Genomic DNA, 17,793 nt, shown 5'->3' with positions numbered 1-17,793 from the left:
GCTTGCTGAACCGACTTTCGGCATGCAATTGCGCCGTTGTCAGCCAGAGCGTTCAATCCATGAACAGCTTTGTGCCGTAACACTCCACGCGCCGCTATTGCATAGCGGGCTAAGCAAATCTCCGCCGAAGTCGCGCCGCGCTACTTGGCTTACCCGCCGCGATGATAGTCATATTCGAAGGCGCGGCCTTCCTGCTTGGTGAGGATCGCGCCAATGATCGCGCCGCCCGCCCGGCGCAAGCGATCGACGGCGACGCGCAGGCCGCCATGATGATTGCGGCCCCATTCTACCACCAGCAACGTCACCTGCGCCTTGCTCGCCAGCAGGCAGGCATCCGACAGGCCGAGAATGGGCGGCGCATCGATCAGCACCGTGTCATAGCGTTCCCGAACGGTCGCCAGCAGGGAATCCATGGCGGGCGTGACCAGCAATTCCGCCGGATTGGGCGGGATCGCCCCGCAGGGCAACAAGGCCACGCCCGGTACGCCGCTATCCACGATGACGTCGTCCATCCTGGCCTGGCCCGTCATCAACTCGCTGATCCCACGAGCGGGCGATATGCCGAACAGGCTGTGCTGCTTGGGCCGCCGCATATCGGCGTCGATCACCAGCACCCGCTTGTCGAGTTTCGCCAGCGCCCTGGCCAGGGCATGGAGGGTGGAGGACTTCCCCTCCCCTTCCTGCGCGCTGGTGACGAGTATGGAACGCGGCAGACCGGCCGCAGAACCCAGAAGCAGCGAAGAAGCCATCGGCGCGAAAATCTCCGCCCCCGGCTTCTCCCCCGCCGGAACCGCGCCGAGCAGCGGCAGGTTCACCCGCTCCGCCAGCGTGTCGGCGGAAGTCACGGCGTCGTCGAAGATATGCCGCCCCGCCACCGCCATCAGCCCAAGGATCAGCCCACCCAGCGAAGCGAACAGCATGGTGACGCCGATATTGGGGGAAGAAGGCCGCGAAGGGACCGCCGCCCGGTCCAGCGGCTGGATGCGGCCGGCCTGGAAGCCTGCCTGCGATGCCATGTCGCGATAACGCTGGAGCAGACTGTCGTGCAGCAGGCGATAGGTATCGACCTGCCGCTCCAATATGCTCATCTGCACGCCGCGCCCGCGTTCGGCCCGGGCCTGCCGCTCGACCTTGGCGATTTCGGACTGGATCTGCTTCTCGCCATGCACGGCGACATCGAACTGTTCCTTGAGCGAGGCGCGGATCGTGTTGGCCATGCCCTCCGCCTGATCGTCCAGCGCGGCCAGCCGGGCGCGGGCCTCACGCATTTCGGGGTGGGCATCCTTGCGGAACTGGCGTTCCTGCACGACCTGCGCCCGCGCCTGCGCCCTTTCCGTCATGATCTGCTGCATCGCGCCGTTGTTCAGCACTTCCGGCAGCGTCTCGACACTCGACATGCGGGCGCTTTCCCAGCGCTTCTGCGCGGCGATGCGGTCGGCGGTCGCCTGCGCACGGAAGGCGTTGAGTTGCGCCAGCCGTGTCGCGATCGTGCCCTCGGGAGACGGATCGCCGTCATCCTCCTTCGATCCGGCTTCCTTCGATCCGGCCTCCTTCGATCCCGGCAGCGCCATGGCGCCCGCATTGGCGGCATAAACCGCCAGGTCGCGCTCCGCCCGTTCCAGATCCTTCCGCGCTCCGTCCAGTTCGCCGAGCAGGAATCGCCGCGCCTGAACGCCGGATTCGAAGCCTCGCTTCAGATCAGCGCGGATCAGGCTGTCGGCATAGCTGTTGGCGACGCGCGCCGACAGCACCGGATCGGCGCTGGTGAAGCTGATGCGGATGACCCGCGACTTGCCGGGCAGTTCGACATGCAGATTGTCGCGCAGCAGGCCCACAACGGTCTCGGTCTCGACCTGGCGCTGGCTGAGCGCGCCCGTCCCCTGCTCCGGCCGGCGCACGTTCATGCCGTCGAAGAAGGTGCGGCTGCCGATCAAGGCCAGTTCGCGAGCCACATCTTCCGCCAGGGCGCGGCTGCGCAGCACTTCCAGTTCGGTCTGCATCAACGCTTCATTGTCGGACGGCGTCGCCTGTCGCTGCGCAGCGGCCGCCCCAGCGGCGCCGGCAGGGACATCCTCCACCTCGACGGAGGCGGTGGCGCGATAATCGGGCGTCGACAGCAGGATGAAGACCACGCCTGCCAGCACGCAAAGCGCCATGGTGACGAACAGGATGATGCGATGCCGCCGCACCGCCGTCCACGCCCCGCTCGCCGCCGCAGCGAAGCGCGCCGCGCGTCCCTCCATGGAAGTGGACGCGCCGCTATCGTCGATCAGCAGACCCGGCCGCGCCATCAGAGTCCTCCATCCAGCACGACGAATCCGGCACCGACCGCAGGCAGCGCCAGCAGCGTTCCGCCCAATATCGCCTTGGCGCGCGAGAGGCCGACGATGATGGTGTCGCCCGGCAGGATTTCAGGATCGGGCGCCTCGCCCCTGCGGATCGCCCCCAGGTCGAACATCGCCGCCTTGCGCTCGCCGTCCGATTGCCGGACCACGACGATCTGGCCCAGGCTGGCCAGGCGCGTCGGCCCCTTGGCCATCGCGACCGCCTGCAACAGCCCCAGTCGGCCGTCCACTGGGAAAAGGCCCGGTTCGCGAACCTCCCCATCCACGGTGATGCGGCGACCCACCGCCTTCTTGACGAATACCGTCACTTGCGGGGAAACCAGATAGCGCTCGCCCAGCCGCCCGGCGATGACCTCCGATGCTTCGCTGGCGGACAGGCCGGCGACGGAAACATCGCCCACCAGCGGCATGCGAACCATGCCCGCGGCCGTCACCTGCGCGTCCTCCAGCGAAAGGCCCGGTTCATGATAGACCTGGATGCGCAGGACATCGTCGGGGGATATGCGATAGTCCATCCCCACGGCAGGAGCCGCCGGAATGGCGGCATAAGCGGCTTCCCCCTTCGGCGCGTCCTCCACGGTCGAGCAGGCACCGAGCCAGATGCAGGCCATGATCATGACCAGCGCTTGGTTCCTGCTGTCGGTCGGCCGCTTCATGCCGCTTAAATCCCCCGCAATTCAGTGGGCACGCACAAGGCGTGCCATTGCGGGCGGGGTTAACGGCGCGACGGGAACATGGCAACCATCGGCTGGACGAAGGAGGGCGCGGAGCGCCCGATCAGATGGCGATCCGGGCCTGATCCGGGACAACCTGACCCGCGGTCGGCCGCCGTGGCTGATCCGGCCAGACGCCGCGCGTGTCGTAAACCGCCTTGTCGGCGCGTTCGTCCACCGGAACCGATTTGAACATGTCATGATCGACAAGAATGACGAAAACGCCGCATTGTTCCAGAGCCGTATCGAGATCGACGAGTTCAGCGCCCGTTCCGGCGAACTCCATCGGCAGATCATGGGCATAGGGTTCGACCAGCTTGATGCGGCGGCCATAGCGTTTGGCGAGACGCGCCGCGACCTTCACGGCCGGGCTTTCGCGGAAATCGTCGATATTGGGTTTGAAGGCGAGGCCAAGGCAGGCGACCGCCTCCCCCGGATATTCGTCGATCAGGTCGGAGGCCTTCGCGACCACATGGTCGGTCTTGCCGTCATTGACTTCGCGGGCCGTGCGGATGAGGCGGCTGTTTTCCGGATCGCCATGGACGATGAACCAGGGGTCGACCGCGATGCAGTGGCCGCCGACGCCGGGGCCGGGCTGGAGGATGTTGACACGGGGATGGCGGTTGGCGAGGCGAATGACCTCCCACACGTCGATGTCCATGCGCTCGGCAATGACGGACAATTCATTGGCAAAGGCGATGTTGACGTCGCGGAAGCTGTTTTCGACCAGCTTCACCATTTCGGCGGCGCGGGCGCTGGTGGTGATGCAGGCGCCGCGCACGAACTGGCGGTAGAAGCCCAGCGCCTTGCGGGCGCAGCGAGGCGTGATGCCGCCGATGCAGCGGTCATTGTCGATCAGTTCGACGAGGATGCGGCCAGGCAGGACGCGTTCGGGGCAATAGGCGATGGCGATGTCGCCCGCCACGCCGGGTTCGGGCATCTTCAGGTCGGGGCGGAGCTGGGCGAAAAGATCGCGCATGGCTTCGGTGGTGCCGACCGGCGAGGTGGATTCGAGAATGACGGTATCGCCGGCCTTCAGGACCTCAGCGACGGTGCGGGCGGCCTTGAGGACGTGGCTGATGTCCGGCGCGCGGTCTTCGGCCACGGGAGTCGGCACCGCGATGATGAAGACATCGCTCGGCTCGACTTCCAGACTGGCGCGGAGATTGCCGCGGGAGACCACGCCCTGGACGAGGCCGTCGAGATCGACTTCCTCGATATGCACGCGACCGGAGTTGACCGTCTCCACGACATGGGCGCTGACGTCCACGCCGACGACCTGCGCGCCGCCGCGCGCGATCAGGGCGGCGGTCGGCAGGCCGATATAGCCGAGGCCGATGACGGATACCTTCTGCTGGAGCTTGTCGAGGGGCATGGGGGTCCTGTGGAAGCTTTTGAATTCCGTCGGTTTGTGGCGGGAAATGCTGAAGATTTCGGTAACGGGCCGTCAGTTCCCAATCGAGTTTAGGCCGCCTCTTCCATATTCTCAGCCTGCGCGCTCGCGGCTATGATGTCTGCGATGCGCTCCGACGCGTGACCGTCTCCGAAGGGGTTGTGGGCGCGGGACATGGCGGCGTAGGCGGCTTCGTCATCCAGCAGGGCAAAGACCGAGCGGACGATCTTTATTCGATCGGTGCCGACCAGTTTCGCGGTGCCCGCCGTCACCCCTTCGGGGCGCTCCGTGGTCTCGCGCATCACGAGCACGGGCTTGCCGAGCGAGGGCGCCTCCTCCTGCACGCCGCCGCTGTCGGTCAGGACGAGATGGCACAGGTCCAGCAGGCGAACGAAATGGGGGTAATCCAGCGGCTCGATCATCGCGACATTGGGAAGGCTGCCCAGCACGGTATCCATGACAGGGCGCACATGGGGATTGGGGTGGACGGGGAAGATCACCGCCACGTCGGGACGCGCGGCGATTTCGGCGATCGATCGGGCAATCGCCTCCATCCCGCCGCCGAAATTCTCACGCCGGTGGCTGGTGACGGCGACGATCCGCTTTCCGGCGAAACGCTGGGCCAGGCTGTCGAGTCCCGACGCGAGATGGGGTTCGGCCAGCACACGCTTGCGGGTGGCCAGCAGCGCGTCGATCACCGTGTTGCCGGTTACATATATGGTCGCGGCATCGCGATTTTCCGCCAGCAGCGCGTTGGCGGCTGCCTGGGTCGGGGCGAAATTCATGTCCGCGATGCAGGCGACGACGCGGCGGTTCACCTCCTCCGGCCAGGGGTGGTGGATGTCGCCGCTGCGCAGGCCCGCCTCGACATGGGCGACGGGAATCTTGCGGTAATAGGCGGCAAGGCTGGCGACCATGGTGGTAAGGGTATCGCCATGCACGACCACGCGATCGGGCTTCTCCGCGTCGAAGGCCTTGCCCAGTTCCACGATCAACTTCGCCGTCAGGCCGTCCAGCGTCTGGTTCGGCGTCATCACGTCCAGGTCGATGTCGGGCGCTATTCCGGCGATCTCCAGCACTTGGTCCAGCAGGCCGCGATGCTGCGCGGTCACGATCACGCGGGTTTCGACATCCTCCCGCGCCCGGAGCGCGTGAATCACTGGAAACAGCTTGATCGCCTCGGGGCGCGTCCCGAACACCAGCGCAACCTTCATTTGCCGTCCTTTGCCATTTTCCCGCCTTTGCAAGCCGTCTTTCGGGTAAGTGTCTGGCAGAAAATGGTAACCATCCCCTGAACATGGGTACCCCCGACGCCCGCTTTCGCATGGGAGAGAAGCTGTGCTAGAGGCCAGCCGAACCATCTACCCAATCGGGGGCTCAGTTATTTTATGAAGATCACGATGATCGGCACGGGCTATGTCGGGCTGGTATCAGGCGCCTGCTTTGCCGATTTCGGCCATGACGTGGTGTGCGTGGACAAGGATGCGGGCAAGATCGCCGCAATCGAATCCGGGCGCATGCCGATTTTCGAGCCGGGGCTCGACCATCTGGTAGGCAGCAATGCTTCGGCCGGACGGCTGAGCTTCACCACCGACCTGGCGAAGGGGGTGAAGGGCGCGGATGCGATCTTCATCGCCGTTGGCACGCCCTCGCGGCGTGGCGACGGGCATGCGGACCTGAGCTATGTCTATGCGGCGGCCAAGGAAATCGCGGAGTCGCTGGATGGGCCGACCGTCATCGTCACCAAGTCCACCGTCCCGGTCGGTACCGGCGACGAGGTCGAGCGGATCGTCCGGGAAGCGCGGCCCGATCTGGACATCCAGGTCGTGTCCAATCCCGAATTCCTGCGCGAAGGCGCGGCCATCGGGGATTTCAAGCGGCCGGACCGGGTCGTGGTCGGCACCACCGGCAGCCAGCGGGCCGTCGACGTGATGGCGCAGGTCTATCGGCCGCTGAACCTCAACCAGGCGCCCGTGATGTTCACCGGGCGGCGGACGGCCGAGTTGATCAAATATGCCGCCAACGCCTTCCTGGCGACCAAGATCACCTTCATCAACGAGATGGCGGACCTGTGCGAAGCGGTCGGCGCGGAGGTGCAGGATGTGTCGCGGGGGATCGGCCTGGATAACCGCATCGGGTCGAAATTCCTGCATGCCGGCCCGGGCTATGGCGGCTCCTGCTTTCCCAAGGATACGCTGGCGCTGGTGAAGACGGGGCAGGATTACGACACGCCGATCCGTATCGTCGAGACCGTCGTGCAGGTGAACGACCTGCGCAAGCGGGCCATGGGGCGCAAGATCGTGAAGGCGCTGGGCGGCGAAGCGCGCGGCAAGACCGTGGCGCTGCTGGGCCTGACCTTCAAGCCCAATACCGACGACATGCGCGATGCGCCGAGCCTGGCCATCGTGCAGGCGCTGGAGGATGCGGGGGCGAAGATCGTCGCCTATGATCCCGAGGGCATGGAGGTCGCCGCGCCACTAATGTCCAGCGTGACCATGGCGAAGGACGCCTATGAGGCGGCGACCGGGGCGGACGCGCTGGTATTGGTGACGGAGTGGGATGCGTTTCGGGCGCTGGACCTCAAGCGGCTGGCGGCTTCGATGAACGGACCGGTGCTGGTCGACCTGCGCAACATCTACCCGCGCCGGGAAGCCGAGGCGGCTGGCTTTGCGCTGACGCGGGTTGGAGGCAAGGGCGTTTCTGCCTGATGCTGCTGAAGCCAGAGCGAGGGCGCGATGAACGCGGCCTTCCGCGGCTGCATCATTGGGTGGTGGCGGTTCTTGCCTTGCTTGTCCTGACGCTGGTGGTGCCGGTGATTGCCGGGTTGATGTGATAGAATATGTGCTCCTGCCTGCGCAGGAGCACGTGCCGCTATTTTCAGGCCTTCAGTTTCCACCCGCGCTTGAGCAGCGCGTAGCACAGCACTCCAAGCGCGATATTCAGCCCCAGCAGCACCAGGCTGCCCACCACGACATCGCCGTCCGCCGCCGCGACGAAGCCGTAGCGGAAGCCGGAAATGGCGTAGAAGAAGGGGTTGGCGTGGCTGATCGCGCGGAAGACGGGCGCGAGGCGGTCGATGGAATAGAAAGTCCCCGACAGCAGCGTCATCGGCCCGATCACGAAATTGGTGATGGCGGCGGCATGGTCGAACTTTTCCGCCCAGATGGAGGTCAGCACGCCGATAAAGGCGGTCAACCCCGCGCCCATCAGCCCGAACCAGAGGATCGCCCAGGGATGCGCCGGGGTCACATGCACCCCCGGCCACAGCGCCATGGCTCCCCATAGCGCCAGGCCGACGCAGAAGGCGCGCGTCACCGCCGCGCCCACCAGCGCCAGCAGCAATTCGCTGACCGACAGCGGAGGCATCAGATAATCGATCAGCGTCCCCTGCATCTTGCCCGCCAGCAGGGAGAAGCTGCTGTTCGCGAACGCATTGTTCATCATGCCCATGATCATCAGGCCCGGCGCGATGAAGTCCGCGAAGGGCACGCCCAGCACCTGGCGGTTGGCTCCGCCCAGCGCCAGGGTGAAGATGACCAGGAACATCAGCGTCGTAACGGCGGGTGCCCAGATCGTCTGGAGCTGCACCTTCATGAAGCGTCGCACTTCCTTGCGGTACAGCGCGCGGGCTCCGGCCCAGTTGACGTTGCGGATAACCAGCTCGCCCGGCTCATGGAAAGGCGGCTGATGCGACAGGGAAGCAGCAATTTTGGACTGGTCGTTCATGGTCGGATCGACTATCGGCTGAGGGGTTGTGCCGCAAGGGCGTTGTGCACGGGAAATTGAACCCGGGCCGGCGCGCCCCATATAGGGCGCGAATTTGAAATTTTGAGGAGTCATTCATTGTCCTGGACCGACGAGCGTATCGACCAGCTCAAGGCAATGTGGGAACGGGGCCTGACCGCCAGCCAGATCGCGGACGAACTGGGCGGGGTCAGCCGTAACGCCGTGATCGGCAAGGCGCACCGCCTGGGCCTGCAATCGCGCCCATCCCCGGTGAAAGCCAACGAAGTGCCGAAAAAGGCCGCCCCGCCGCTGCGCAAGTCCGCAACGGAGGCCGAAGCGCCAAAGCCGGCCGCGCCGGCGCAGCATGCCGCGCCACCGCCCGCCCGCCCTGCGGCGCCGGCCGCGCCCACCCCGGCGCCCGCTGCCGCCGCGCCGGCGGCCGAAGCGCCTGCCGCGCCGCAGCCGCGCATCATCTCCGTGGGCCCCGGCGGCTTCCTGCGTCAGGGTCCGGGCGACCAGCAGGCGCCGATCCCCCCAGCCCCGCCGCGCCGCCTGGTCCCCGCAAAGCCCAGCCCGGAAATCGCCGGCAAGACCACGCTGCTCGACCTGACGGAGCGCATCTGCAAATGGCCGATGGGCCATCCGGGCGAGCCGGACTTCCATTTCTGCGGCGGAGCGGTGAACCCCGGCTTCCCCTATTGCGTCGAACATTGCGGCCGCGCCTATCAGGCGCAGTTGCCGCGCGGCACTCGCCGTCCGCCGCCGCCCCTGCCCTTCGGTGGTCCGCGAGTTCGCTGATCGCCGGAGCAGACCGGGATGAAAAAGGGCCGCTCCATTTGGAAGCGGCCCTTTTCATTGGCTGTGGCGCGTCAGGCGATGGTCAGCCCGACATCGACATTGTTACGCGTGGCGTTGGAATAGGGGCAAATCTGGTGCGCCGCGGCGACCAGCCTTTCCGCGTCAGCCCGCTCCACGCCAGGCAGGCTGATCTCCAGATCGGCGGTGATGCCGAACCCGCCCGCCGCGCGCGGGCCTATGCCGACGGTCGCGGTGACGGCTAAATCCTGCGGCACGCGAATCTTCAACTGACCGCCTGCAACCTTGAGAGCGCCGATGAAGCAGGCCGAATAGCCCGCGGCGAAAAGCTGCTCGGGATTGCTGCCATCGCCGCCGGGACCGCCCAGTTCCTTCGGGGTCGACAACTTTACGGCGAAGCGGCCGTCTTCCGAACGGGCTTCCCCATCGCGGCCTCCGGTGGCGGTGGCGCGGGTACGATATTTGACATCGACGGACATGGCCTTTTTCCCTTCATATTTCACGATAATCATTATCGCGATAATGTTTAGATAGATATGGCGCGGCCCCTTGTCCAGCATTTTATTTATCACGATATATATTTTCGTGCTATGGAACCTGCAAAGGAGACCGCCCATGCCCGCCGCCCTGCCGCTCGACGATCAACTCTGCTTCTCGCTCTATGCCGCCAGCATGGCGATCGGCCGCGCCTACAAGCCAATGCTCGACCGACTGGGCATCACCTACCCGCAATATCTGGTGCTGCATGCCCTATGGGAACAGGACGGCCGCACCATCGGCCAGATCGCGGAGCGTCTGTCGCTCGAATCCAGCACGGTGACGCCGCTGGTCAAGCGGCTGGAGGCGGCAGGCTTCCTCACCCGCGCCCGCAGCACGGCCGACGAACGGCGCGTCGACGTGCGCCTGACGAAGCGCGGCGCGGCGATGCGGGAGGAATGCGGCTGCCTGGGCGAAACCCTGCTCGAGCGGTCCGGCATGGACGGGATGCAACTGGCCGACCTCAATGAGCGGGTGAAGCAGTTGTGGGCCGCGTTGCGCGATCCGCTGCCCTGAACAACGCGCGCTTGCGCCTGCCATCCGCCGGCTTATAGCTTGTGCCCATGTCCGAAGACCTGTTCGCCGCCAATCCCTCCGCCACCCCGCAATATGACGCCTCCGCCATTGAAGTGCTGGAGGGGCTGGAGCCGGTGCGCCGCCGCCCCGGCATGTATATCGGAGGCACGGACGAGCGCGCGCTGCACCACCTTGCCAGCGAAGTGCTGGACAACAGCATGGACGAGGCGGTCGCGGGCCATGCGACGCGGATCGAGGTGCTGCTGGAGCCAGGCAACAGGCTGACCATCACCGACAACGGCCGGGGCATCCCGGTCGACCCGCATCCCAAATTTCCCGGCAAGTCGGCGCTGGAGGTGATCCTGACCACGCTCCATTCGGGCGGCAAGTTCACCGACAAGGCTTATGCGACCTCCGGCGGTCTGCACGGTGTCGGCATCAGCGTGGTCAATGCGCTGTCGGTCGTCACCGTGATCGAAGTGGCGCGCAACAAGGAACTGTTCCGCCAGAGCTTTGCCCAGGGCCTGCCCACCAGCGGGCTGGAGAAGGTCGGCGCGGCGCCCAATCGGCGCGGCACATCGGTCAGCTTCATTCCCGACACGGAGATTTTCGGGGAGCAGAAGTTCAAGCCATCCCGTCTTTATCGCCTTGCACGGTCCAAGGCCTATCTTTTCGCGGGCGTGGAAATCCGCTGGAAATGCGCGCCGGAACTCATCACCGACGATACGCCGGCCGAGGCGGTGTTCCAGTTCCCCGGCGGGCTGGCCGATCATCTGAAGGAACAGGTGGGCGACCGCGAATGCGCGACCAGCGCCTTCTTTTCGGGGAGTCAGGATTTCCCGGACTCCGCCGGGCGTGTGGAATGGGCGGTGGCATGGCCGCTCTGGTCGGACGGTAGCTACTCCTGGTATTGCAACACCATTCCGACGCCCGATGGCGGCACGCATGAGACCGGCCTGCGCGCCGCATTGGTGAAGGGCATCCGCGCCTTCGGCGAACTGGTGGGACAGAAGAAGGCGAAGGACATCACCGCCGACGACATCGTGACTTCTTCGGAGATCATGCTGTCGGTCTTCATCCGCGATCCGCAGTTCCAGAGCCAGACCAAGGACAGGCTCACCAGCCCGGAGGCGGCGCGGCTGGTCGAAAATGCGGTGCGCGACCATTTCGACCATTATCTTTCCGACCATATGGAGCGCGGCAAGGCGCTGCTCGCCTATGTGCTCGACCGGATGGACGAGCGCCTGAAACGCAAGCAGGAGAAGGAGGTCAAGCGCAAGACCGCTACCAGCGCGCGCAAGTTGCGGCTGCCGGGCAAGCTGACCGACTGTTCGAACGACGATCCGGAGGGAGCGGAAATCTTCCTGGTCGAGGGCGATTCGGCCGGCGGCTCCGCCAAGCAGGCCCGTGACCGCAAGACGCAGGCGATCCTGCCCTTGCGCGGCAAGATATTGAACGTCGCCTCCGCCAATACCGCCAAGATCCTCGCCAATCAGGAGATTGCCGACATGATCCTGGCGCTGGGCTGCGGCACGCGCAAGGACTGCAATCCCGACAATCTGCGCTACGAACGCATCGTCATCATGACCGACGCCGACGTCGACGGCGCGCATATCGCGACGCTGCTGATGACCTTCTTCTTCCAGGAGATGCCGGAACTGGTGCGGCGGGGTCATCTCTATCTGGCGCAGCCGCCGCTTTACCGCCTGACAGCAGGGGGCAAGAGCCTCTACGCCAGGGACGATGCGCATCGGGGGGAAATCCTGGCCAAGGAGTTCAAGGGCAAGAAGGTCGACATCAGCCGCTTCAAGGGCCTGGGCGAGATGAACCCGGCACAATTGCGCGAAACGACGATGGACCCCAAGACCCGCAGCCTGATCCGCGTCACCCTGCCCGACGACATAGAGGACCGGCAGCAGGTCCGTGAACTGGTCGACCGGCTGATGGGCACCAATCCGGCTCATCGCTTTGCCTTCATCCAGGAGAATGCGGCAACGGTCGATGAGGAGACAATCGACGCCTGAGAAGCGATTTTCTTCTTGATTGCGGCAAAGCGGATTTTCGCGATAGCCCGAAAACTGCCGGGCAAAAATCTGCCGGCAATTTTTTGCCTACCGCCGCGTTAACCAGCGCGGGGCACCGGATGTTCAATTTTCGGCGGGATACGGGCAAGCATGTCAGGCTTCGTCCCGCCCATTCCCTCATCGGCTCTGCGTCGCTTCGCGCTTCGCGCCAGCGCCACCCTGCTGCTGGCGGCGAGCGGCCATGCTCTGGCGCAGGCGCCGCTGGGGGCTATTCCGGACATCTTCACGCAGAGCCGGCCGGCCTATATGCCCGCCGAACGCGTCGCCGCCAATCTTCTCGCGGGCGGCATGAGCCGTCTGGCAGCAATCAGTGCGCAGCAAGGCGGCACGGCCAGTCCAGCGCCCTGGGTGGGTCAACCGCCTGTCCCGGAAGCGATGATCATCAACGATCGGCGCATCAACGACTTCAGCGGCAAATTGCCCGGTTGGCGGTTGCAGGGGGTCCAGCTTTCCGTGCTGAGCTATCGCCAGCCGGTGCTGGTGCCCGGCTTCATGCAGGGATTTTTGCCAGAACCGACGGCTGCCGCAATGCCACGGGCCAGCGCGTTCGTCATGCCGGCCCGCCCGGTTCCGGCGCTTTCGGGCCAGATCATGCCGCGCAATGGGCAACCCGATGTTTTCGGATCGGTCGCCATGCCGATTTCCCGGACGCTGCTCGACAGCAAATGGGCTTCCGTTTCGGCGGCGCTGCCCGGCAAGGGGGTCTGGAGCGGTGTCCTGAACGCGGCTCGCGGATCGACGGCGCAGCAGCAGGTCGAGATGATCAATGGCTGGGTCAATCGCCGGCTGCATTTCGTCGATGACCGGCAGGGCGGCGACAACTGGGCTTCGGCGGCACGGACGCTACAGAGCGGCGCTGGCGATTGCGAGGATTATGCCATCGCCAAGATGAAGCTGCTGGAGGCGGCGGGTTTCGACCGCCGCGCCATGTTCCTGGTCATCGCCCGCGACCTGGTGCGGCAGGCGGACCATGCCGTGCTGGCGGTGCGGATCAGGGACGAGTTGATGATCCTGGACAACATGACCGACCGGGTGCTGCCTTCGTCCAGCGTCAGCGACTATCGGCCGATCATGAGCTTCAATGCCTTTGGGCGCTGGACTCATGGCTATCGGGTGACGCCGCAGCAGCCGGTGCAGTTTGCGGCGCGGTGATCGCGCCCCCTTGGTGCATCGTCCTTCGCATTGTTGAGGATAGGCTTACCGCTCCCGCAGCGCTTCCGACCGCGCCTTCATGATCGGCTTCAACAGATAGGCCAGCACCGACTTGCGGCCGGTCAGGATTTCCACATCGCACACCATGCCCGGCGTGATCGGCAGCTTGTGTGCGCCTGAACCGAGCCAGGCACGGTCCGTCTCCACGACCACGGTGAAATAGGCTTCTCGTGTCGCTTCGTCATAGACGCTGTCGGCGGAGACCTGCTGCACCGTGCCCGTCAGCCCACCATAGATCGAGAAGTCATAGGCCGTCACCTTCACCACGGCCCGGTCGCCGGTCTTGATGAAGGCGATGTCGTTCGGCTTCACCCGCGCCTCGACCAGCAGCTTTTCGCCCACCGGAACGATCTGCATGATCTTCTGACCGGGACTGACGAAGCCGCCGATGGTCGTCACCTGCACGTCATTGACCACGCCATCGACGGGCGAGCGGATCTCCGCCCGCTGCGCCCGTCCCTTTGCGCCCCGAAGGGACTCGCTGTTGACGGCGATCTTCGCCTCCAACTGGCTACGCTCGTTGAGCGCGTCCTGACGGAACTGGTAATTGGCTTCCGAAAGCTGCGCCTGCGCCTCGCGGATCGCGGCGGACGCACGCGAAGCCTGCTGCTGCGCGGCGTTCAGCCGCCCCTGCGCGTCCACCAGTTCGCGGCGGGCATCGAGCAATTCGGTCTGGGGGATGATCGATTTCGCCGCGAGCGGTTCCAGCATCGCCACCCGCTGCCGCGCAAGCTGGACGCTGCCGCCCAGGCTATCGATGGTCGCCTGCGCTTCGCCCAGTTCGCGGCGGCGCTGGTCTACCTGGGCCGCAAGCGCGTCCTGCTTGCTGCGGAGCGCCGATTGGCGGACGGCGGCGAGCGCCTGTTCCTGCTGGCATTCCGGCCCGCCGGTCGTGCAGGCCGCGCCTTCGCCCGTGCCTTCCTTTTCCAGACGCCCGGCGCGCGCGGTCAGCGAGCGGGTCTCCGCCTGCAACTGCCCAAGTTCGGACGCCAGCATCGCATCGTCCAGCCGCACCAGAAGCTGGCCCTTGCTGACCTTCTGACCGGAGCGAACAAGTATTTCCTCTATGGTGGTCGGTTCGGCGGACTGGATGACCTGCGCCTTGCTGGACGGGATCACCCTGCCCTGCCCGTGCGTCACCTCGTCCACCGGCGCCAGGCTGGCCCACATCAGGAAGACCAGCATGCCGCCGCCGCTGTAGAGAATGACCTGCTTGTTGCCCGGTTGCCCCCGCAGCCAGCGTACCCAGCGCGAAATCATGGTTGCACCCCTTGGATATGATGGTCGTCCGCCGCCAGAGTGACGGGCGCGGCTTTTTGCTGGCGGGCGAGCATCTCGCTCAGCGCTCCGCCGCCTGTCGAAGGATCGGGGATGGAGAGTTTCCAGCCCTTGGTAGGGTCCATCCGGCCGCCGACATCGTTGGCCGCCCGCCGTTCCGGCAGGGCCGCGACGGGCGGATAATCGATGGCCGGTTCGGCCGCTGTGGCGAAGCGCGACGGATCGAAGGCGGGAATATGCTCCCCGCCCGCATAACGGCCGGTGAACGCGGCGGGCAGGCCCCAGCCGCCCGGCCAGCGATAAAAAATATGCGCGCCGATCTGCGCGAGCTTCGCCAGATGCGGCGCCCAGCGGGGGAAGACATAATCGGCGTGATAATGGGTCGCGGTGCCGACTTCCTTCTCGACCCGGCCGGTCAGCGCGTCGGCGGCGATCCGCTTCGCCCGGTTCCAGAGGTCGGGCAGCGGACGGCGAGCCAGCGAACCGTCGCAGACGAAGCTGAACTGGCAGACCGACGCGTCGAAACGCTGATAGACGACGCCGCACACCGTCTTGGCGAAGGCGGGGTGACGCACGCGGTTCAGCACCACCTGCGCGACGGCGCGCTGGCCGCCTTCGGGTTCGCGGGCGGCTTCATAATAGACGGCCTGGGTCAGGCATTGGAGGGCGCGGTCATGGTCCTCGCCCGCCGTGGCGAGGGCACGGAAGGGCTTGGCGGCGCTGATCGTGCCGGAGAAGCCGAGGCGCTGGTTTTCCTCGCGGGCCTTGTCGCCTTCCGCAGTCGGGTCGGTTTGCCCGGTCATCTGAACCAATGCCAGATATTGGCGGGGGATGGCGGGAGCGGCTTCCACGATCTTGGCTTGCATCGTGGGCTGGGGCTGGTCGTGGTGCCACAGCACCGCCACTGCGAAGGCTGCCGTCGTAGCAAGTCCCGCACCAAGGATAAAAGCGCTCCGTGTTGAATGGGCAGGCTGTACCGCGCTCATTGCCCTGCCCCCCGCTGGAGCTGGCCGATGATCTCGTCACGCGGGCCGTCCGCCAGCACGACGCCCTGATCGATGACGATCAGCCGGTCTACGATCCGCAGCAGCGCATGGCGGTGGGTCGACACGATCAGCGTATGGTCCGGCTCCAGCGCCCTTTCCAGATGGTCGATGAACAGATGCTCGGTCTGGTTGTCCATTGCGCCGGTCGGCTCGTCGAGGAAAAGGAGCTTGGCCGGTTCCACCAAGGCGCGCGCCATGACCAGAAAGCTGCGCTGTCCGCCCGAAAGGCGGCTTCCACGTTCCCCGATATGCAGGTCGAACCCCGCCGCATCGCGTCCGAAGAAACGCGCCGCGCCCGAACGTTCCAGCGCCTCCAGCAGCTTTTCGTCGCTGGCCTCTCGCGCGCCAAGCAGCAGATTTTCCCGCACCGATCCGCTGAACAGCTCGGCGTCCTGCCCGACATAGCGGAAGGCGGAGCGCAGCTCATGCGGATGATATTGGCGGCTGTCCACCTCATCAATGGTCAGCAGGCCGCCGGTGGGCGGATAAAGGCCGCAGATCACCCGGCCCAGCGTCGACTTGCCCGACGCCACGCGGCCGATCAGGCCGATGCGCTCGCCCGGTTCGATGCGCAGGTCGATGCCGCGCAGGCTCGGTTGGCTGGCGCCGGGATAGGCGAACTCCAGACCCTGCGCGACGATGGCGCCCTTGCGGATCTTGGGAATGATGCCGCGCGCGCCGTCCAGCCGTTCGTCGGGCTGGTCGATGAGCGTTTGCAGGCTGTCCAGCGTCGTCATGGCCTGACGCCCGCGCACGATCACGAAGGCAAGCTGTCCCACCGGAGCGAGCGAGCGCCCGGCCAGCATGACGATGGCGATGATCGCGCCCATCGAGATGTTGCCCGCCGCGAACATGTAGAAGCCGCCGATGACCAGCGCGATGCTCGTCACCTGCTGGCAGAGAGCGGCCAGCGTGACGCTCTTGGAGGAAAGCCGCCGCAGCTTTTCCTGCGTGGCCGCGCTCATTCGGGCGTAGCGGCGCCAGCGTTCCAGCATCCGTCCTTCGGCACGGCAGGCCTTCAGCGTCTCTATGCCGCCGATCGCTTCGACCAGCGCCGCGCTTTGCAGGCTGGAGTCCGCCTGGGCATCGCGTGACAGGCGGGCCATCGACCGTTGCAGGACCCAGCCTGCGCTCGCCATGATCCCCATCATGACGACCGGTACGATGGCCAGCCAGCCCCCCAGAAGCGCGATAATGCCGACGAAGAAGAAGAGGAAGGCGATGTCCACCACCAGAACCACGGTGGTGGAGGTGAAGAATTCGCGCACGGATTCAAATTCGGACACGCGCCGCGCCAGCGCCCCGGTGCTACCCGAACGGCTTGCCAGCGGTGTGTTCAGCACCTTTTCGAACAGGCGTTGCGAGAGGCGTTCGTCGATTTCGCGGCCGGCTTCGTCCACCAGTCTCGCGCGGGCAATGCGCAGCGCGAAATCGAGGCTGAAGGCCAGCATGACGCCGACGCCCAGCACCCAGAGGCTGGAAGCCGCCTTGTTCGGGATGATCCGGTCATAGACGTTCATCGTGAACAGCGGCAGCGCGAAGGCGAGCAGATTGATGATCGCCGCGGCCAGCATGACATAACCGAAACCGCTACGGGCGCGCCAGACTTCGCGCCAGAACCAGTGCTGGCGGGCGCGTTCGTCCCAGGGGCGTTCCTCGGCGCGTTCGCGGCCATGATCTGCCATGACCACCAGCGCCTCGCCGGTGAAATAGCCTTCCAGATCGCTGAGCGGCGCCCAGACGGCTTCGTCCGCATGCGGAAGCTGGACCAGCGCGTCACCGGCCTTGATGTCCAGCAGCAGCAGGAAACGCCCGCCACGCAGCGGCAATATGGCGGGCAGGTTGCCCGGCCGCCATTTGTCCAGCCGGCCCCGGACATGATCGCTCAAAAGACCGATCTGATCGAGCGCGGATTCCGCCTGATGAAAGGGCAAGCGCCCCGATTCATCGACGGCCAACCCCGCGCGGAGGCTTACGATACCCGGCGACCGGTCGAAATGCCGCGCCGCATGGGCGATGCTCTCGACCAGCTCGTCGCTAGGCGTGCCTTGATGGTCCAGCCATTCGGCCAGACTGAGTGTGCTTCGTTCCAACATTGTTTACCCCGCGCCATCCCGGCTTGCGCCG

The 17,793-nt window shown here is 65.7% G+C and carries 15 protein-coding genes; 6 read left to right on the top strand and 9 right to left on the bottom strand.

All coding sequences use genetic code 11. From position 1 onward, the window contains the following. Positions 1-149 precede the first annotated feature (149 nt). The 4 genes from EGM87_RS03405 to wecB all read right to left on the bottom strand — a co-directional run bounded on the left by EGM87_RS03405 (position 150) and on the right by wecB (position 5,665). On the bottom strand, positions 150-2,291 hold the full coding sequence (locus EGM87_RS03405) for a GumC family protein (RefSeq protein ID WP_137709859.1): 2,142 nt from the start codon (positions 2,289-2,291) through the stop codon (positions 150-152). Then, positions 2,291-3,001, bottom strand: coding sequence for a polysaccharide biosynthesis/export family protein (locus tag EGM87_RS03400; RefSeq protein WP_137709860.1), 711 nt, complete (start codon positions 2,999-3,001; stop codon positions 2,291-2,293). The genes EGM87_RS03405 and EGM87_RS03400 overlap by 1 nt, the downstream gene beginning before the upstream one ends. Before the next feature lie 121 nt (positions 3,002-3,122). Beyond that, the gene (gene wecC / locus EGM87_RS03395) at positions 3,123-4,433 is read right to left on the bottom strand and encodes a UDP-N-acetyl-D-mannosamine dehydrogenase (RefSeq protein WP_137709861.1); all 1,311 of its coding nucleotides are present in this window, start codon (positions 4,431-4,433) and stop codon (positions 3,123-3,125) included. 89 nt (positions 4,434-4,522) lie between these two features. Continuing rightward, positions 4,523-5,665 carry a non-hydrolyzing UDP-N-acetylglucosamine 2-epimerase gene (gene wecB, locus EGM87_RS03390; RefSeq protein ID WP_137709862.1) on the bottom strand — a complete coding sequence of 381 codons (1,143 nt, stop codon included), beginning with the start codon at positions 5,663-5,665 and terminating at the stop codon, positions 4,523-4,525. Between the two features lie 174 nt (positions 5,666-5,839). Between wecB and EGM87_RS03385 the strand changes: the two genes are divergently transcribed. Both EGM87_RS03385 and EGM87_RS03380 read left to right on the top strand, forming a co-directional pair. Continuing rightward, positions 5,840-7,159 carry a UDP-glucose dehydrogenase family protein gene (locus tag EGM87_RS03385; protein WP_137709863.1) on the top strand — a complete coding sequence of 440 codons (1,320 nt, stop codon included), beginning with the start codon at positions 5,840-5,842 and terminating at the stop codon, positions 7,157-7,159. Continuing rightward, positions 7,159-7,284 (top strand): hypothetical protein, encoded by a 126-nt coding sequence (locus EGM87_RS03380; RefSeq protein WP_255308867.1) that lies wholly within the window; start codon positions 7,159-7,161, stop codon positions 7,282-7,284. The genes EGM87_RS03385 and EGM87_RS03380 overlap by 1 nt, the downstream gene beginning before the upstream one ends. A gap of 44 nt (positions 7,285-7,328) precedes the next feature. Here the strand turns inward: EGM87_RS03380 and EGM87_RS03375 are convergent, their stop codons facing one another. Further along, complete coding sequence (locus tag EGM87_RS03375) at positions 7,329-8,177, bottom strand: ABC transporter permease (RefSeq protein WP_137709864.1); 849 nt, start codon at positions 8,175-8,177, stop codon at positions 7,329-7,331. A gap of 117 nt (positions 8,178-8,294) precedes the next feature. Between EGM87_RS03375 and EGM87_RS03370 the strand changes: the two genes are divergently transcribed. Next, complete coding sequence (locus tag EGM87_RS03370) at positions 8,295-8,975, top strand: GcrA family cell cycle regulator (protein WP_137709865.1); 681 nt, start codon at positions 8,295-8,297, stop codon at positions 8,973-8,975. 71 nt (positions 8,976-9,046) lie between these two features. Here the strand turns inward: EGM87_RS03370 and EGM87_RS03365 are convergent, their stop codons facing one another. Next, a complete protein-coding gene (locus EGM87_RS03365) occupies positions 9,047-9,472 on the bottom strand; it encodes an organic hydroperoxide resistance protein (RefSeq protein ID WP_137709866.1) in 426 nt (141 codons plus the stop codon). Between the two features lie 136 nt (positions 9,473-9,608). Between EGM87_RS03365 and EGM87_RS03360 the strand changes: the two genes are divergently transcribed. The 3 genes from EGM87_RS03360 (at position 9,609) to EGM87_RS03350 (ending at position 13,282) form a co-directional block, all read left to right on the top strand. After that, the gene (locus EGM87_RS03360; protein ID WP_025546568.1) at positions 9,609-10,046 is read left to right on the top strand and encodes a MarR family winged helix-turn-helix transcriptional regulator; all 438 of its coding nucleotides are present in this window, start codon (positions 9,609-9,611) and stop codon (positions 10,044-10,046) included. Positions 10,047-10,093: 47 nt separating this feature from the next. Beyond that, positions 10,094-12,070 carry a DNA topoisomerase IV subunit B gene (parE, locus tag EGM87_RS03355; protein ID WP_137709867.1) on the top strand — a complete coding sequence of 659 codons (1,977 nt, stop codon included), beginning with the start codon at positions 10,094-10,096 and terminating at the stop codon, positions 12,068-12,070. Between the two features lie 150 nt (positions 12,071-12,220). Continuing rightward, entirely contained in the window at positions 12,221-13,282 is a 1,062-nt protein-coding gene (locus tag EGM87_RS03350; RefSeq protein ID WP_137709868.1) for a transglutaminase-like cysteine peptidase, read from the top strand. Between the two features lie 45 nt (positions 13,283-13,327). Here EGM87_RS03350 and EGM87_RS03345 read toward each other — a convergent pair whose 3' ends face one another. The 3 genes from EGM87_RS03345 to EGM87_RS03335 are packed head-to-tail and all read right to left on the bottom strand — an operon-like array spanning position 13,328 to position 17,762. Further along, on the bottom strand, positions 13,328-14,602 hold the full coding sequence (locus tag EGM87_RS03345) for an HlyD family type I secretion periplasmic adaptor subunit (protein WP_137709869.1): 1,275 nt from the start codon (positions 14,600-14,602) through the stop codon (positions 13,328-13,330). After that, a complete protein-coding gene (locus EGM87_RS03340) occupies positions 14,599-15,606 on the bottom strand; it encodes a cell wall hydrolase (protein WP_503345420.1) in 1,008 nt (335 codons plus the stop codon). The genes EGM87_RS03345 and EGM87_RS03340 overlap by 4 nt, the downstream gene beginning before the upstream one ends. Beyond that, positions 15,603-17,762, bottom strand: a complete 2,160-nt coding sequence (locus tag EGM87_RS03335) for a type I secretion system permease/ATPase (RefSeq protein ID WP_137709871.1) — start codon at positions 17,760-17,762, stop codon at positions 15,603-15,605. The genes EGM87_RS03340 and EGM87_RS03335 overlap by 4 nt, the downstream gene beginning before the upstream one ends. Positions 17,763-17,793: the final 31 nt, after the last annotated feature.

Source organism: Sphingobium sp. RSMS (assembly GCF_005406185.4).
Lineage (GTDB): Bacteria > Pseudomonadota > Alphaproteobacteria > Sphingomonadales > Sphingomonadaceae > Sphingobium > Sphingobium fuliginis.
Note: the sequence above shows the minus strand (reverse complement) of the source record. Positions and strands in the feature narration are given on the sequence as shown.

Coding starts and splice junctions, on each gene's coding strand:
- EGM87_RS03405 (WP_137709859.1), bottom strand. CDS start 2,291: ATGGCGCGGCCGGGTCTGCTGATCGACGATAGCGGCGCGTCCACTTCC.
- EGM87_RS03400 (WP_137709860.1), bottom strand. CDS start 3,001: ATGAAGCGGCCGACCGACAGCAGGAACCAAGCGCTGGTCATGATCATG.
- wecC (WP_137709861.1), bottom strand. CDS start 4,433: ATGCCCCTCGACAAGCTCCAGCAGAAGGTATCCGTCATCGGCCTCGGC.
- wecB (WP_137709862.1), bottom strand. CDS start 5,665: ATGAAGGTTGCGCTGGTGTTCGGGACGCGCCCCGAGGCGATCAAGCTG.
- EGM87_RS03385 (WP_137709863.1), top strand. CDS start 5,840: ATGAAGATCACGATGATCGGCACGGGCTATGTCGGGCTGGTATCAGGC.
- EGM87_RS03380 (WP_255308867.1), top strand. CDS start 7,159: ATGCTGCTGAAGCCAGAGCGAGGGCGCGATGAACGCGGCCTTCCGCGG.
- EGM87_RS03375 (WP_137709864.1), bottom strand. CDS start 8,177: ATGAACGACCAGTCCAAAATTGCTGCTTCCCTGTCGCATCAGCCGCCT.
- EGM87_RS03365 (WP_137709866.1), bottom strand. CDS start 9,472: ATGTCCGTCGATGTCAAATATCGTACCCGCGCCACCGCCACCGGAGGC.
- EGM87_RS03360 (WP_025546568.1), top strand. CDS start 9,609: ATGCCCGCCGCCCTGCCGCTCGACGATCAACTCTGCTTCTCGCTCTAT.
- parE (WP_137709867.1), top strand. CDS start 10,094: ATGTCCGAAGACCTGTTCGCCGCCAATCCCTCCGCCACCCCGCAATAT.
- EGM87_RS03350 (WP_137709868.1), top strand. CDS start 12,221: ATGTCAGGCTTCGTCCCGCCCATTCCCTCATCGGCTCTGCGTCGCTTC.
- EGM87_RS03345 (WP_137709869.1), bottom strand. CDS start 14,602: ATGATTTCGCGCTGGGTACGCTGGCTGCGGGGGCAACCGGGCAACAAG.
- EGM87_RS03340 (WP_503345420.1), bottom strand. CDS start 15,606: ATGAGCGCGGTACAGCCTGCCCATTCAACACGGAGCGCTTTTATCCTT.
- EGM87_RS03335 (WP_137709871.1), bottom strand. CDS start 17,762: ATGTTGGAACGAAGCACACTCAGTCTGGCCGAATGGCTGGACCATCAA.